The organism is Planctomicrobium aquicomposti (genome assembly GCF_051466325.1).
Classification (GTDB): domain Bacteria; phylum Planctomycetota; class Planctomycetia; order Planctomycetales; family Planctomycetaceae; genus Planctomicrobium.
This window is the reverse complement of record NZ_CP195792.1, coordinates 1,261,683-1,277,610: the sequence shown is the minus strand read 5'-3', so window position 1 is coordinate 1,277,610 and position 15,928 is coordinate 1,261,683. Positions and strand designations below refer to the sequence as shown.

The following is a 15,928-nucleotide window of genomic DNA, read 5'->3' as shown; positions in this document are numbered from 1 at the left end:
CAGCCACGTGATCCGCAGATTGGACGAGCATGCCGGGCAGCAGCTCCACCATGGCAGCCGCAGCAACCACCAGCGGGGGGGCGTTTCCACGGACAGCTCCACGCCGGCCGGCATTGATTGCCAGCCTGGCGCTGGCTGTGGGGATTCTCCTTGATCGGTCACTCGACGTTCCTCTCTGGTTCTGGTCCGGAGTCATCCTCGTCGGAGGAATCGTCGGCTGGTCCCCCCCGTTCCGACATACCCCCCGGGGAACAGTCTGTCTGCTGCTGGCCTTCACCGCCGTCGGCGGAGCCCGGTTTCATCTCTTCTGGTCAACCCGGGCAGCCAACAATGTGAGCAGCTACGCGCGCACAGAGCCGCGACTGGTCAGCCTGATCGGGGTCCTCGACAGCGAAGTGGAAATTCTCGAGGCGGAAATCAGTCCCCGCATCCCTTCCTGGCTGGAAGTGGACCGGTCGGTGTGCCGGTTTCGCTGTGAGCAGCTCGCCAGCGGCGATGAGTGGCTTCCCGTCAGCGGACTTCTCCGTCTGGATGTCGAAGGGCAACTGGTCCACCCGGGGGTTGGAGACCGCGTAGAGGTGATCGGCACCCTTTCGATTCCCCGCCCCCCCGAGAATCCGGGGAGTGGCGACTACCGCGATTTCCTGAGGCTGCAGGGTTTGGATGGAATTCTCCGGGCCAACCACCCGGGCTGTGTGCAGCAAGTCGGTCAGGCCACGGGCTGGTACTGGCAACTGGCCCGACTGAGAGAATCTGCCCGCACCGCGTGCCGGCTTGCCATTCTGCGGCACTTCAAGGGAGAGCAGCAGGCCGTTGCGTTGTCACTGCTGCTGGGAGATCGCACGCTGATGACCGTAGCGCTGCGAGAGAAATTCTCTGAAAGCGGAACGATGCACCTGCTCGCCATCTCCGGGATGCACGTCGCCATTGTCCTCTGGTTCATCCTGCTCGGCTGCCGCTTCTGGAATCTCTCCGGACGCACTGTCGCCTGCATCCTGATCTTCAGCGCCGTGGCTTACGCTGCGCTGACAAATCAGCAGCCCTCCGTCCTGCGGGCCACGATTCTGGCGATCGTGTCCGTGTTCGGATTTTCACAGTTGCGTCCCACCGAAAGTCTGAACCTGCTGGCCCTCTCCGCCATGGTATTGCTGCTCTGGCATCCGGCTGACCTGTTCGATGTCGGTGCACAGCTCTCCTTTCTGGCGGTCGCTGCGCTGCTCTGGACAAACCAGCTGCCGTGGGAGGCGTGGTGGACCAGCTTCACCGGAGGAGCCACCGCGCCCGAGCGGTCACCTCTCCATGACTGGCTCTTGCGCTCGTGTGGGACTGTCGTGCAGTCTTTTTTCGTGATTGTCATCATCTGGGTGGTGACCCTGCCGCTGACGATGTCCACTTTTCATTTGATCTCCCCGGCAGGCATCCTGCTCAATCTCGTGCTGATTCCTCTCAGCACGGTCGTACTCGGACTGGGGTATCTGTTTCTGTTCAGTGCGACCTGCATTCCGCTGATTGTCCGGCCGCTGGCTGCTCTGTTCCGGTTCAGCCTCGGCTGTTTTCTGGACATTGTCAGCTGGGAACGGCTGATTCCGTTGGGGCACCTCTACCGGTCCACACCGCCGCTTTGGTGGGGGGTGGTCTTTTACCTCCTGCTGGCGGGAGTCTGGATGTGGTTCGGAAACCGGCAAACGGCACGAGTGGCCCTGCGCGGTCTGCTGGTCTGGATGGTGTGCGGACTGTGGCTGGGAATGGCCCTACCCCGACAGACAGGACTGACCTGCACACTTCTCTCGGTCGGACATGGGCTCGCGACGGTTCTGGAATTGCCCGATGGCAAAGTCATCGTTTACGACGCGGGAACATTCGGCGACGGTCGCCGTGCAGAGCGGGCCTTGACCAACTATCTGTGGAGTGGGGGTGCCAGCAGAATCGACGCCATCCTCGTATCGCATGCGGACCACGACCATTACAGTGGACTGTTTGGACTGCTGGAAAAAGTTTCAGTCGGAAAGCTCTGCTTTGCACAAAGCTTCCTCGACTTCGACCAGAAGAGCACGTCGCAGCTCTGCGAACTGGCAGCAGAACGGAATATCGACATCCAGTTGCTGCAGGCAGGAGATGAGCTGATCACCGGGACGCCTCACTTGCACATGCGGGTGCTGCATCCGGCGGGGGATTTTCGTTCTCCGGTCGACAACGCGAACAGCCTGGTCGTGGAGGTGACCTATGCGGGCCGTCGCATTCTTTTAACCGGAGACTTGGAGAAAGAAGGTCTCAATGCGCTGCTGGCGCTCCCTCCGCGGCGTGTTGATGTGCTGATGTCGCCCCATCACGGGGGACACAATGCCAACATTCCGGCGTTCTACGCATGGGCCCATCCGGACTACGTGCTGGCGAGTACCGGACAGCGGGATGCAGCGCCGTCACTGCGGGAGGTCCCGTCGGCAATCGTCCTCCGTACGAACCTCTCAGGGGCATTGACGGTTCACATTCGACCGGATGGAGAACTGACTGTCTCCGACAACGTCGGACAACGTTTGCAACAGAGATGAAGACCGCTCTCACCAGGGGGACGCAATTTGGGCGAGAGGTGAGCTGAGCGGGATCCATTCGGCTTTTCAGAGCGCGTGAAAAGCCAACTGGAATCCCCCCAAGGCCTGATCCCCAATTCAACGACGCCTGTCGAGCACTTCAGGGCCTCGTCAATCAGAAGCCAGTGAGCGAGCGCCCCTCTTCGGTCTGTTGACCCCAGAGTGCACTGGAAGGACAGGGATTAAAGGAGAGTTTGTGCGCGTCGACTCCCCCGTCGATCCCGTTCCCCGGTGCGGAGTGCGTCAGGCAACCAGAACCAGCAGTCAGCAGTCAGACCTTGGGCTCGGCCGCTTCTGTGCCGGTGGTCAGCAGGTAGAAAACTCCCGCCATCCCCCCAATCACGATTCCGAGCAACATCAGCGACAAGCCGCCGACAATAATCGCTTCCACCGGGCCGAATCCAAACATGCGGATCTCCGTGGCTGGAACATCGAGCGAACCGATCAGTCCACTCTGATGTCTTGTCGACAACAAATCAAGCTCAGCTGATGTGTTTTCGCAAATTGTTCGGTTTTACCGTCACTCCGGGACACGTGAAGTCGGTTCTCCGAGAGCAATTTGCATTTTGAGTGCCCCGTCTTGGCCACGCGGATTGAAGCAATTTCCCGACGAAACGGTTGCTGCGCGGGCTCCGGAACGAGCACCCCACTCTTAGGCCAGAATGCCGTGGACCACATGCCCGGACACGTCCGTCAACCGGAAATCGCGTCCCTGGAACCGGTAGGTCAGCTTTTCATGGTCGATTCCGAGGAGATAGAGCATGGTCGCATGCAGATCGTGGACATGGACAACGTTCTCCACGGCGAAGTAGCCCAGTTCGTCGGTCGCGCCGTATGTCATCCCAGGCTTGATCCCAGCCCCGCACAGGAAAATGGAGAACCCCCGGATGTGATGGTCTCGCCCGGTCCCCTGCGCCATGGGAGTGCGACCGAACTCTCCCGCCCAGACGACCAGAGTGTCCTTGAGCAGATCGCGCTGTCTGAGATCGTTAATCAGCGCCGCCGTCCCCTGATCAACCAGCGACGCCGTTTTCTCGACCCCGTTTTTCACACTGCTATGGTGGTCCCAGCCCCGGTGATACAGCTGAATAAAACGGACACCCCGCTCTGCCAGTCTGCGGGCCAGAAGGCAGTTGGAGGCAAAGGAACCATCCCCCCCTTCCGTCCCGTACATTTCCAGCGTACTTTTGGATTCCCGGGACAGGTCCATCAGATCCGGGACGCTCGACTGCATGCGGAACGCCATTTCGTACTGCGCAATACGTGTGGAGATCTCGGGATCATCCACTTGTCCCCTTCGCAGCTGATTCAACTGATTGACCGCAGCAATCACATCCTGCTGCGAGTTCTCATCGACTCCCGGCGGGCGACCGACGTATAGCACGGGATCCCCTTTGGAGTGAAACTCCACCCCCTGAAAACGGCTCGGCAGAAATCCACTGTGCCACTGCCGCGCCGCGATCGGCTGGTTCTGTCCCCCGCCGGACGATGTGAGGACGACGAAACCGGGAAGATTGTCGCACTCGCTCCCCAGACCATACAGCAGCCACGACCCCATGCTGGGACGCCCTGAAATCTGCGTTCCCGTATTGAGAAAAGTATGGGCCGGATCGTGATTGATCTGCTCCGTCTTCATCGACCGGATGATGCAGATGTCGTCGGCCAGCGTGCTGATGTGCGGCAACACAGAGGAGATGCTTTGCCCGGACTCGCCAAATCGTGCGAACGGAAACCGGGGCCCCATGCATTTCAGGGCCCGTCCCTGCAGCTGCGCGATGGGCTGTCCTTTCGTGAATGACTCGGGCATCGGCTGCCCATCGAGCGCAGCCAGTTCCGGCTTCTCGTCGAAGGTTTCCAGATGAGAAGGTCCACCGGCCATCGTCAGAAAAATCACCCGCTTCGCGCGCGGAGCAAAGTGCAGCGGGTTCACCGTCCCCCGCCAGGGTGAGCTGCCGTTGACTGTCGCTCCCTGCGCGGGGCGATTGAGCAACGAGGCCAACGCGGCTGTCCCGACGCCGGCGGCAGACCGGCCCAGAAACGCCCGGCGTCTGAGCAGATTGATTTCAGTTTCACCAATCATCGGTGTGACTCTCCTGCAATCCCGACTCAATCGCGGGTCACGGTCTCGTGCAGATTCAACAGAACGCGGGTCACGGCAGTCCAGGCAGCAATCTCCGAAGCCGGAAGGCTTCCATCTGCCGGGGCATCTCCCGCCTTCAGGAGCGCCTCGGCTCGGTACGTATCTTCCTGATAAACCGTCCGTTCTCGATGCAGCAGCGGGAGCAGCACAGCGGTTTCCTCTGGCTGAGGAGATCGCTGCAGGACAATCTGAAAGGCCCGATCCAGTCGATCTTCATCGCTGCCACTCAGCGCCGCGATCTGCTGCGCGAGAACTCTGGCCGCTTCGACGTAGGTCGGATCGTTTAACAGGACAAGCGCCTGCAGCGGTGTATTCGAACGGGGACGTTCCGCGGTGCATTCCTCCCGACTGGGAGCATCGAAGGCCAGCAGACTGGGGTGCAGAAACGTGCGGCACCAGAAGGTATACAGCCCGCGCCGGTACTGGTTGGCTCCGTGATCGGTTTCCCACTCACGCATGGGAAAGTTGAGATGAACCCAGTAACCCTTCGGCTGATACGGCTTCACGGAAGGCCCGCCGACCTGCTTCACCAGCAATCCACTGACAGCCAGAGCGTTATCACGAACGGTCTCCGCATTCATCCGGAATCGGGACTGACGGGCGAGGAACTTGTTAAAGGGATCGCGCTGCAGGGCGTCGCGCGAAGCCAGCGACGATTGCTGGTAAGTCCGGGACATCACCAGTTGCCGGACAAGTCGTTTCACATCCCAGCCATGATCCATGAAGTCGACCGACAGCCAGTCGAGCAGTTCGGGATGGGTCGGCCAGTCCCCCTGATACCCGAAATCTTCGAGCGAACGTACGAGCCCGGCGCCGAACATCAGCTTCCAGACCCGATTCACGAACACCCGTGCAGTCAATGGATTCTTTCGATCCACGAGCCAGCGGGCGAGATCAAGGCGGGTTGCCCGCTGATCCGAATGCTGCAGTTCCCCAAAGGTCGACGGGATGGCGGGCTGCAGCAGTTCTCCCGAATCGTCCATCCAGTTGCCGCGTGGCAGCACACGGACGTCTCGCGGCATGGGCAGACTTTCGGAGACCAGCAACGTCCGTACAGTTTTCCGGACGTTTGCCAATTCCGCCTTCAGGTCTTCAATCTGCTTCCGACGCTCTTTGTGTTGGGGGGCCATAGCCAGATACGCAGCCTCGACCTGCTGCCGTTCCGCCGCTTTCCATTTGTCTTCCGGCTTGTTGAACAGTGCCACCAGCTCAGGGGAATGCTCAGTGAGGCCGCGCTTCAGTAACTCAGGATCACTCGAGAGCGAAAGCCTGAACTTGCCGACATTCCGATTCTCGCTGCGGTCATGTCGAAGCGTCACCACCAGCTGCACCCCCTCACCCCCGCTCACGGGATTTTCAAAAGCAAAGAGCGCTGTGCAATTCTGTGCCCGCTTATTTCCATCCACTGCCCAGGCTGTCTCCGGACGTCCATCGACAGCATTCAGGATGGGGAATTTCTTCTGCTCGTAGTCGGCAACAGCATCGGTGATCTTGACCGGTTCGGTTTTTCCGTCACGGAGGACCTCGACGATGAACTCCGACAGTTCAAAGTTGCCGTTGCTTCTTCCTAATCCTTTCTTCGGAAAACTGCTGCTGACCAAAGCCTCCAGTCGGATGCCCGTGATCACGGGAGCGGTCGCCGCCAGAGTGATCCGGAATTCTTCATGATCCGGATCGGTCCCGCGAGCAAGAACAATTCCCTGGGCATCGACAACAAGTTCAGTGCCCCGTGTGGAAACCGCTTCCAACGGGATGCTCACCTGCAGACCGCCGCCGGACCGAGCACGCTCTTCACTCTGCTGCCGCACCCACTCCACAACAACGGCCGGATCGGGAGGAGCCGTTTCCAGTTCGTCAATCTGCTGCTGGAGCGTCTCCATCTGCTTCGCCTGTTCGGGCGTGGGGAGCTGGAGATTGGGAGGCTGCGGACCGACCGCCACTTCGCTGAGATCCGCGAAGAACGCTCCCAGCGCATAGAAGTCCTTCAGCGAGAAGGGATCAAATTTATGGTCATGGCACTGGCAACACCCCATTGTGCTGGCCATCCAGACTGTCGAGACATTCCGGACCCGATCCGCGAGATAGATGGCAGTGTATTCTTTGGGTTGTGCTCCCCCTTCCTGTGTCGTCTGTAACATCCGGTTGTAACCGGAGCCGATGCGCTGCTCGAGAGTGGCGTCCGGCAGCAGGTCTCCCGCCAGTTGCTCGATCGTGAACTGATCAAAGGGCTTGTTGCGGTTGAATGAGTCGATCACGTAATCGCGGAAGGCGTCGACTTCACGTTCATTATCGCTGTGATAGCCTCCGGTGTCGGCATAGCGAACAAGGTCGAGCCAGTACATCGCCATCTGTTCGCCGAAGTGCTCTGACGCCAGCAGACGATCGACCAGCGCCTCATAGGTCGCGGGAAGGGGCTCGCGACAAAACGCCGCCACGTCTTCCGGTGTAGGAGGAAGTCCCGTTAAATCGAGGTACAGCCGCCGCACGAGTGTGCGGGGATCGGCCATCGCAGAGGGAGCCAGCCCTGCCGATTCCATCCCGGCCAGTGTGAACCGATCAATCTCGTTAATCGGCCAGTCCTGCAGTTTCACTTCTGGCGGAGTCCCCTGCACCGGCGGGGTATAAGCCCAGTGCTCGGCGTAAGGAGCTCCTTCCTGAACCCATTGCTTCAGCAGGGCCACTTCGTCCGGACTAAGAGGCCTGCGGTCAGATTTGACCGGGGGCATCTTGAGCTCGGGATCATCGGTGGTGATGCGGGCGATGATCTCGCTGTCGGCGGGTGCTCCCGGGACAATCGCGGCGGCAACCGCCTCGTCCCGGACATCCAGCCGCAGATCGGCACTGCGGTTCTGAGCATCGGGTCCGTGACACTTGAAGCAGCGATCAGACAACAGCGGACGAATCTGCCGACCGAAATCAATCGGTTCCGCAGCCACGGCTGATGCCGCCGCCCAGACCAGTATCCCGCAGATCCACAGATGTTTCATGGGTTCGACCACTGGGGCAAGAAGCAGGGAAACAGATCATCAACATCTGTTCTCCCCTGTACACTTCAGGATTTTTCGAACGCCCTGTCACTCAGATTGTATGCAGCGTCCCGGCTCCGAGGAGGGGACTGCGCGGCGGTCTTAACCATCGTCGGCAATCCGGGCAGAAAACTCAACCTCCTGGCTGCCGCAGCACTGGTGACACCGGTTGGCGATCCCCGAAGATTCGCCCGGGAGGATGTCCTCGCGGACTTCTTCCCCCTCTCACTTAGTTCAGTAATCGCAGCAGCGGGAGCGGACTACTGTTTTCATCCGTCCAGACGAGATTTTTGGGATTCCTGCGATTCCCCCGGTTCTGAAACACCGGATTCGCCAGAACCCGCGCATCACGTGACAACAGCACCCAGTTACTCTGGGTAATCGTCCGTGATTCATCCTTGTTCCGATCGATCATGACGGAAGAGAGATTGAGATCGCGGACGTGAGCATGCAGCACCGGTTCCAGATCAAAAAAGCTGTTCGTAATGTGAATGGCGAGGATGCCCTCCGGCTTCAGATGCCGGAAATAGATTTCGAATGCTTCCCGCGTCAGCAGGTGGATCGGAATGGCATCACCGCTAAAGGCATCGACGACCAGCAGGTCATAGCCCTGCGGTTCCAGCCGCTCGAGCGTCAGCCGTGCATCGCCGACAAAATCCCTTTGACGGGAGGGACAGTCAGCACGGAACGTAAACAGCGTATCGGCGATGTCGAGGACCGCCGGATTGATCTCGAAAAAGTCGATCTCGTCCAGTTCGGTTCCATAGGCCGCAAGTGTGGCGGTCCCCATGCCGATGAGCCCAATTCGACGAGGCTCCCCCGGCCGGAGATTCGTAATCGCCAGACCGACGCCCGATTGGTCGTCATAGTAGGTTGTCCGGATCTTGCGAAACTCGGGCGCCGTGAACTGGGCTCCGTGCCGGATATCTCCATGCACGAGTTCGAGTCGCGAGCCGTAGGTCGCTCCGGGTGACTGCAGGTACTCGACCCGCAACACGCCGTAGAAGTTCCGCTTGACCGCAATCGCGGCGTGAAACGTTCTGCGAAAATCGACCGTGAGCAGTGCAACCATCCCGAGCAGAAGAAAGCTCGCCCCATACCACGCCGGCCGATGAGACAGGATTCCATGAAATCGGGACTTCGGATCCCGATAGCAGACCGCGAGCAGCGTCAGATAAACTCCCAGCAGGCCGAGATGATATTCCACATTCACATTGAGCGTCAGCGGCGCAACAAGCCCCGAGAGGATTCCGCCAATCGCGCCACCCGCCGACATGACGAGATAGAACTCCGTCAGCCGGGAGGGATCGGGCTTGAGATGCGACAACTCGCCATGACAAACCATACAGATCGTGAAATAGAGTGACAGCAGGCCCAGCAACAGCGTCGGCAGGCTTTGAGTGAAGCGGGTTCGCAATCCGACCATACATCCAGTCACAATCAGCACCGTCAGCACAAAGGCCGGCCCCCAGACATTTCGGGAATAGGCCTTTTCACTTGAAAAACACCAGATCAGCGAGACCAGGTAGATCGTCAACGGCGCAATCCACAGGAAGGGGAGCCCCCCCACGTCCTGCGTCAACCGGCCCGTAATCGCAGGAAGCAGAAGCGTTGGGAGCAAGGCCAGCAGAAACCACATGACGCGGGTCCCGAATGCCACACGTGGTCGGTCTCCCACAGCCAGCCTTGTCTCACCGACGACCTCCGGACGGGCACGCTGCAGGACTCCCGCACCACAGACCGCGATCGAGGTGACAAAGGCCACGAAGCTCCAGTACCACAGGTTCGCCTGCTGGGATGCGGGAATCAGCAGCTCAATGACAAATGGATACGTGAGCAGTCCGAGCAGCGAACCCGCGTTGGAGAGTGCATACAGACGATAGGGTGAAACACCCGGATGCGTCCGCCGAAACCAGTCCTGCAGCAACGGTCCGGTGGCGCAGAGCAGCAGATAAGGTGCGCCGATGTGGTACGCCAGCAACTGCAGGATGTGCCCTGCGGGGTCTTCCAAACCAGTCGGCTTGAACGCCGGCGAGGGACGGATCGGAGAGACCAGCGCTGCGACAATCAGACAGATCACATAGGTCGCCACCTGTCCCCGGATCGGGACGAACCTCGACAGCAGAAATGCGAATGAGTATCCGCAGAACAGCAGCGTCTGAAAGAACAGCAGACAGACGTTCCAGACATTCGGGCTTCCTCCATACCAGGGGAGGATCAGCTTGCTGATGACCGGCTGAATCTGAAAAACCAGCCAGGCCCCCAGAAAGATCGACAGACCGAAGGACCACGCCGACTTTCTGCCAGAGGCGCCCGTGAAGTGATCCGACATGAGGGCTCAATTCCGTCTCTGAGTTCTGGCCCAAACTGCTGACCCGGCAACTTGAGGCCTTATCGTCATATCGGGTCGGAGGGGCGAACGCAAGAATCGTTCCGCAGGCAGGCTGGCCTGTTCAGAGCAGTCGGTTCGCCATCTCCCCTCGCCTCGTCCCCTCCCCCCGGGGAAACCATCGCCGGGCCGTCTAGAGCCGTTGCCCGCCGCACGGAAATCACAATGCGCGATGACTGCAGAATCCATTCAATCTGCGTGTCCCAGACGACCAACAGGACAGTTACAGTGTCTCGCTGAAGTCCGCAAACTCCTCCCTCAGCGCCCGGGATCACGCCGCATCACCTGGCAGAACAGGCCTCGATCGACGGTCCGATTTCATCAAGTTTGCCACTCATCGCAGCTGCAAACTGACAAAGAGTTCGGATTCATTGATTCAAATCAGGATTGTGTTGCGAATTTGACCTCCAGTAGAGACGATCGTAGTCAGCCCCGATGCTGATCGTTCCCGTTGCGTCTTGCGGCTCCCTATCTGAACACAATCGAGGACTTCTTCCGATGAGTGCATTTCAGTCCCCCTTCCGGTTTGCAAAGACTCCGCTGGCCTTGGGTCTGACCGCTTGTCTCGGAATCACGGCCGCGACGGCAGAATTCGCACAGGCCCAGGTCCCTCTGCCGCACCGCTACATTTATGATCGCAACAGCGGCTATGTGCGTCCCGGTTACGGCTATTTCGGATCCTATCCGTGGAACGGCTGGGGCTATGGTTCCGGAATGACCGCCAACATGGGGACCGGCATCGGCCTCGGTCAGGCAGCACAGGGACTCGGACAGATGGCTGTCGATTTCGGACAGTACGAGAAGGAAGATGCCGAAGCGCAGATTACTTATCAGCAGGCCGAAGCCGATTATCTGAAGAACATCGGACTGAAGCGGCAGACTTACGAACAGGGAATCGCCGATCAGCAGAAACGGGAAGCTGCTGAATACAAAGTCGACCGTGAACGGGTGGAAGCCTACAAACGCGACATGTCGCAGCGGGCCGCTGCTCATCGCCTGACGGAAGACCAGTTTGACCGGGTCCACGGCATCATCCATTGGCCGCTGGTCCTGCGCAGTGAAATCTTCAGCGCCAATCGCGAGACGATCGATCAGCTGTTCGATGCCCGCACTCCGCAGAACAGCGGTGTCGGCTCGAACTCCAATGCCGCCATCGAGAAGGCCTGCGAAGACATGCTGAACACCGTCAAGACCGACATCAACAACCTGAACATCGACCAGTTCATTACCGCCCAGCACTTTATCGCCAGCCTGTCCTACGAATCCCGGTTCAAAGTCAAGGCTCCGATCTCGAAATAACAGACTGAGCTGCATGAGGAAGTCTCTGCCGACAGCGGCGTTTGAATTGTTCCGTTTCTCGGCAGCACAGTTTCTTGTGGTGCTGTTGCTGCTGTTTTTCGTGTCGCCGATGGTTGAGAACCTCAAGCATGGCGACCTCGTCGAAACGATTCTGCTGTCGGCGGTGCTTCTGTCCGCGGTGCCGGCTGTCGGTGGGACACGGTGGACGCTGTTTGCCGCGGCGATCATGGCTGTCCCGGCTCTCGTCGGGAAATGGCTGCACTATTACTACCCGGAAATGATTTCTGCCGCCCCCTTCCAGGCGGGGGCGGTGATTTTTTCTCTGTTCATCGTGTTTCAGCACCTGCGATTCATTCTGCTGGCCCCTGCGGTTGATTCGCAGGTTCTGTGTGCCGGCATCTCAACGTATCTGATGATCGGACTGATGTGGGCCTTCGCCTACCAGCTGGTCAATAATCTGTATCCCGGCTCGCTGGTCGTGACCGAGGTCGATGGAACCATTCACGCCAACCCGACCGGCTTTGACACCTGCTTTTACAGTTTCGCCATGCTGTGCGGCACTTCCTACAATGAAGTCACTGCGGTCACGAACCTGTCCAGAATGCTGACGATCTTCGAGAGTACCGTCGGCCTGTTTTATATTGCGATCTTCATCTCCCGACTCGTCGCCCTGCTGGTCTCCAGCAACGTCGACAAACAGACCGACGCTGCCACCCGAACGGGCGCCGTCTGACGCATTTTGATTCGTCGGGCAATTGCGACAGGTCAGCAACGGAAAGAGCAGCCTGCACTCGCCACGGCTTCCCGGTTTTCAAGTCGTTACTCTCGGTCCGGAACGAACCGGTGTCGGGAGCAGGTCTCGATGGCAGGTCCATCAACAATTCAGCCGCGTACGGAAGCAGCCCCATGTCCAACCCTTCGCACCCCGATGTCCCAACCGACTCGGAACCGGATCCGGATCGCCGCAACACTCTGCGGAAGGTGCTGGTCGGCGCTGGTCTGTGTGCGGCGGTGTATCTGGCAACGGCTTACCTGGCTGCCCCTCTCTGGTGGCGGAGGTACGTTCACCGACATCCGACGCTCGACGACATTCCAGGCATTACCACCACGAAGTCCGGCATTCCCGGTGATCCGCTCAATGTCGCACTGATCGGGAGCGAGGAAGATGTCATTCGCCTGATGATCAAGGCAGGTTGGTATCCCGCCGATCCGATCACGTTAAAAAGCTCGCTGAAGATCGCCGCCGATACGGTCTTTCGTCGTCCTTACGACGATGCCCCCGTCAGCTCACTTTATCTGTTCGGTCGCAAGGAAGACCTGGCCTTCGAGAAGCCGGTCGGCGACGACCCCAAGCAGCGGAATCACGTCCGCTTCTGGAAGAGTCCCACACTCGATTCCGACAACCGGCCCGTCTGGGTCGGCGCAGCGACGTTCGACCGCGCGGTGGGGCTCAGTCATACCACCGGGCAGATCACACATCACATCTCGGGAAACATCGATCAGGAACGTGACCTGCTGTTCGCCGATCTGAAAACAACCGGTGAACTGGCCGACTTCTATTCGTTGCCGGACTTCCACAAGATCCGGACCGGAAAGAACGGGGGAGGCGACCACTGGGAGACAGATGGCCGGCTGGATGTCGGCATTATTGCATCCGGCGCCAGTTCCCCGTGACATCGTGGCCGGGCCTGCCGAAATCGGGCCATCCCGGAACTCTGCGCGGCGTCACATCAGCGAGAAATAGTTTTCCACCACCTGCTCCAGCGCTTCGGTCGTAATCACCCGCGGGAGATCGTGCAGAGTGCAGCGGTTCTCGACCTGACGCAGAAGATCGCGCGGGTGACAATAGCGGAACGGGCGCCCGGCAGCTCGGTAGTGCGTGTCGATCAGATGGTCCACGATCGCATCCGCCTCTTCGAGTTCCATCCGTTCGGCGACCTGCACGAACAGTTTTCGAAACTCCTCTGCGGTCGGATCTTTCACTTCGATCTTGTAGGGGATGCGTCGCAGGAAGGCATCGTCGACCAGATCGCGTGGCTCAATATTGCTGGAGAAGATGATCAGCTGATCGAACGGGACCTGGATCGTCCGTCCACTTTCCAGATGCAGAAAGTCATGCCGCTGCTCAAGTGGAACGATCCAGCGGTTCAGCAACTCGTCGGTCCCCATTCTCTGCCGGCCGAAGTCATCGATCAGCAACGTCCCGCAGTTGGACTTCAGCTGCAGGGGAGCTTCCCCGATCCCGCTCCCCCGGACATACGTAATTTCCAGATGCTCCATTCGCAGCTCGCCCCCCGCGACAATCGTGGGGCGCTCGATCTGGACCCATCTTCCGTCAATGAAATCGGGATCGGTCTCGGCTGAAGCCACGAGCTTGTGCCGGTTCGGATCATAGAGCCGCAGTATCTCCCCCGAGGCGATCAGACACCGGGGAATCCAGATGGTGTCGCCGTAGGCCCGGGTGACCCGTTCGGCCATGCTCGTCTTGCCGTTCCCGGGAGCACCGAACAGAAACATTCCCCGACCGGAATGAATCGCCTGGCCAATGTTCGAGATCATCCGCTCGCCCAGTTCCAGATCGGCGAATGCCCGGCGAATCTCGTTCAGAGTCGGTCTCCGGCGCATGATCGACTGCGCGTTCACCGACTCGATGTATTGATCCAGCGGAACGGGAGTGGAGCCGAAGTAAGAACACTGATTCGACAGCAGTCGTGCCCGTTCCCGCCCCAGATCGGTCAGTTCATACAGGTAGTCGCCGCCCGCCATCGATGTCTTATAGGCAACGTAGCGGTCCATCTTGAGCTGACGAAGAATACTTTCCACCAGCGGAAACTTGATCCCCACCTGTCGCGCAATCAGGAAACCGGTCTCGACTCCCCGGCTCGCGAGCGATTTGAGGATCAGGTCACTGACCTCCGACAACGTCAGTCCCGTCTGTTGCAACGTATCGGGGGCCAGCGGCAGGTAGCGTCCGCTGAGAAGTTCCGCAGCGGGCCGCCGCTGCGACTGTCCCGCGGCGTCGATCCGTTCGGAATTTTCCCTGGAGAGGGAAGTGCCGGATCGGTTCGCAGCCTCACTCGCATCGGACCGCTTCGTCGAATCGGTTGACGGGAGAGCGGTCGCAAAGCCGAGGCTGCGGAGCAGATGATCGATCTCGGAAAGCTGCGGGCGCATAGTCTTCGGACAGGCAGGCAGAGAGGACGTACCTGAGACTCTGGATTACCAATGATGTCTCGCGGGGAGCGACAGGCAGCATTCCTTTGGATTCGACGGAAAACCCGCAGCGACTGAACCGATCATACCGGCCGCACGGAATATTCCGGCAATCGAAGATTGCCGGAAAACCTCCGGCAGGAAGCGAGTCCCTCACCGTGTGATCGTGCCGATCAGCCCGTTCGGCTTGCGGCCATTCATCACAGCCAGTCACGCACAATGGGAAACCGGGAAGGCCATCCCGGGATGCGGAGGTGCTCCTTGTATCACACATCACGCTCGCTGCGCTGGGAATGGAAAGAGCAACCTGCGATCACTCAGTTGATTCGCGCTGCAGCGGGAGGCGCTGGAGGCGAAACGATCGCCTGCTGCGAGTCGCCGATCTCGCGAATCCAGATGCGGCGAAAGTGAACTTCGGCCCCCTCACTCTGCAGCGAAATCCCCCCGGTGCGAGGCAGGCAGCCGGAGACTTCTCCAATCTCCCGCCCGTTCACCTGCACGGTGACGACCCCTTCACGACAAGTAATCCGGCATTCGTTCCATTGATTGACCGGACGGGCCACCGGAGGAACATTCCGAATTTCGTTGTTGGTCTTTTGCCCCCCAATGGGAAAGACCGCACCCGCTTCCGACTGCAGTAACTGCACCTGCAAGGCAGTCGGCCAGACACGTTCTTCAGCGGAAGTGAACAGGAGCACGCCACTATTGCCGCAAGCGTCTTTGGGAAACTTCCATTCCAGTCCGAACTCGAAATTGGTGTATTCGTTGCGTGTCCGCAAAAATCCGTAAGGCTGTCCGGTGCAGATCAGTACCGGCTCCGGATCCATCTCGATCCGCCAGGTCTGTTCCAGCGGGACATCTTTCTTTCCCGAGACGAACTGCCAGGGCTCAAACAGTTCCTTGCCGACCAGAGAGATTATCGGTCGGTTGACAGGAAGGCCGAAGATCAGCGATTCGATCTGGTCTTCTGCGAAGAGAGAATGCGACAGCCCCTGGAAACCGGTGAAACCGCTCCCCAGCATCAACGCCGTGACGAAGATTGCAAATCTGCAATTGGCGATCATAGTGCGCGCACATTCCTCGAGCGCATTCAGTCCGTTTCCCACGAGATCCGCCTCATGCTAGCTGTCGAAAATACCGAATGCAAATCCGGTTTTTTCAGAATGAGCCGCATAATCGGAACGTCTCAGGGGATCTGCTTTTAGAGCAGTCGAGCCCGCCGCGCACCCCCGATCCCAAAGGCCAAAAACCAAGTCCCCGCCCCCAGGAAGCC

At 59.3% G+C, this 15,928-nt stretch carries 10 protein-coding genes; 4 read left to right on the top strand and 6 right to left on the bottom strand.

What is annotated here, in order from left to right; all coding sequences use genetic code 11:
- Window positions 1–50 precede the first annotated feature (50 nt).
- The gene (locus SH664x_RS04855; protein ID WP_437205520.1) at window positions 51–2,549 is read left to right on the top strand and encodes a ComEC/Rec2 family competence protein; all 2,499 of its coding nucleotides are present in this window, start codon (window positions 51–53) and stop codon (window positions 2,547–2,549) included.
- Between the two features lie 310 nt (window positions 2,550–2,859).
- On the opposite strand, the gene SH664x_RS04850 is transcribed toward SH664x_RS04855, so the two are convergent.
- The 4 genes from SH664x_RS04850 to SH664x_RS04835 form a co-directional block, all read right to left on the bottom strand.
- Window positions 2,860–3,060 carry a hypothetical protein gene (locus tag SH664x_RS04850; RefSeq protein WP_437205517.1) on the bottom strand — a complete coding sequence of 67 codons (201 nt, stop codon included), beginning with the start codon at window positions 3,058–3,060 and terminating at the stop codon, window positions 2,860–2,862.
- Between the two features lie 180 nt (window positions 3,061–3,240).
- Window positions 3,241–4,668, bottom strand: a complete 1,428-nt coding sequence (locus SH664x_RS04845) for a DUF1501 domain-containing protein (RefSeq protein WP_437205516.1) — start codon at window positions 4,666–4,668, stop codon at window positions 3,241–3,243.
- Between the two features lie 26 nt (window positions 4,669–4,694).
- Window positions 4,695–7,715: a PSD1 and planctomycete cytochrome C domain-containing protein gene (locus tag SH664x_RS04840; protein ID WP_437205514.1), complete on the bottom strand. Its 3,021-nt coding sequence runs from the start codon at window positions 7,713–7,715 to the stop codon at window positions 4,695–4,697.
- Window positions 7,716–7,983: 268 nt separating this feature from the next.
- Window positions 7,984–10,086 (bottom strand): spermidine synthase, encoded by a 2,103-nt coding sequence (locus SH664x_RS04835; protein ID WP_437205513.1) that lies wholly within the window; start codon window positions 10,084–10,086, stop codon window positions 7,984–7,986.
- Window positions 10,087–10,641: 555 nt separating this feature from the next.
- Between SH664x_RS04835 and SH664x_RS04830 the strand changes: the two genes are divergently transcribed.
- The 3 genes from SH664x_RS04830 (at window position 10,642) to SH664x_RS04820 (ending at window position 13,116) form a co-directional block, all read left to right on the top strand.
- The gene (locus SH664x_RS04830) at window positions 10,642–11,442 is read left to right on the top strand and encodes a hypothetical protein (protein ID WP_437205511.1); all 801 of its coding nucleotides are present in this window, start codon (window positions 10,642–10,644) and stop codon (window positions 11,440–11,442) included.
- A gap of 13 nt (window positions 11,443–11,455) precedes the next feature.
- Window positions 11,456–12,175, top strand: a complete 720-nt coding sequence (locus SH664x_RS04825; protein ID WP_437205510.1) for an ion channel — start codon at window positions 11,456–11,458, stop codon at window positions 12,173–12,175.
- 173 nt (window positions 12,176–12,348) lie between these two features.
- Complete coding sequence (locus SH664x_RS04820; RefSeq protein WP_437205508.1) at window positions 12,349–13,116, top strand: LssY C-terminal domain-containing protein; 768 nt, start codon at window positions 12,349–12,351, stop codon at window positions 13,114–13,116.
- A 51-nt stretch (window positions 13,117–13,167) separates the two neighbouring features.
- Here SH664x_RS04820 and SH664x_RS04815 read toward each other — a convergent pair whose 3' ends face one another.
- Entirely contained in the window at window positions 13,168–14,616 is a 1,449-nt protein-coding gene (locus tag SH664x_RS04815) for an AAA family ATPase (RefSeq protein ID WP_437205507.1), read from the bottom strand.
- Window positions 14,617–14,972: 356 nt separating this feature from the next.
- The gene (locus tag SH664x_RS04810) at window positions 14,973–15,719 is read right to left on the bottom strand and encodes a 3-keto-disaccharide hydrolase (protein WP_437205505.1); all 747 of its coding nucleotides are present in this window, start codon (window positions 15,717–15,719) and stop codon (window positions 14,973–14,975) included.
- Window positions 15,720–15,928: the final 209 nt, after the last annotated feature.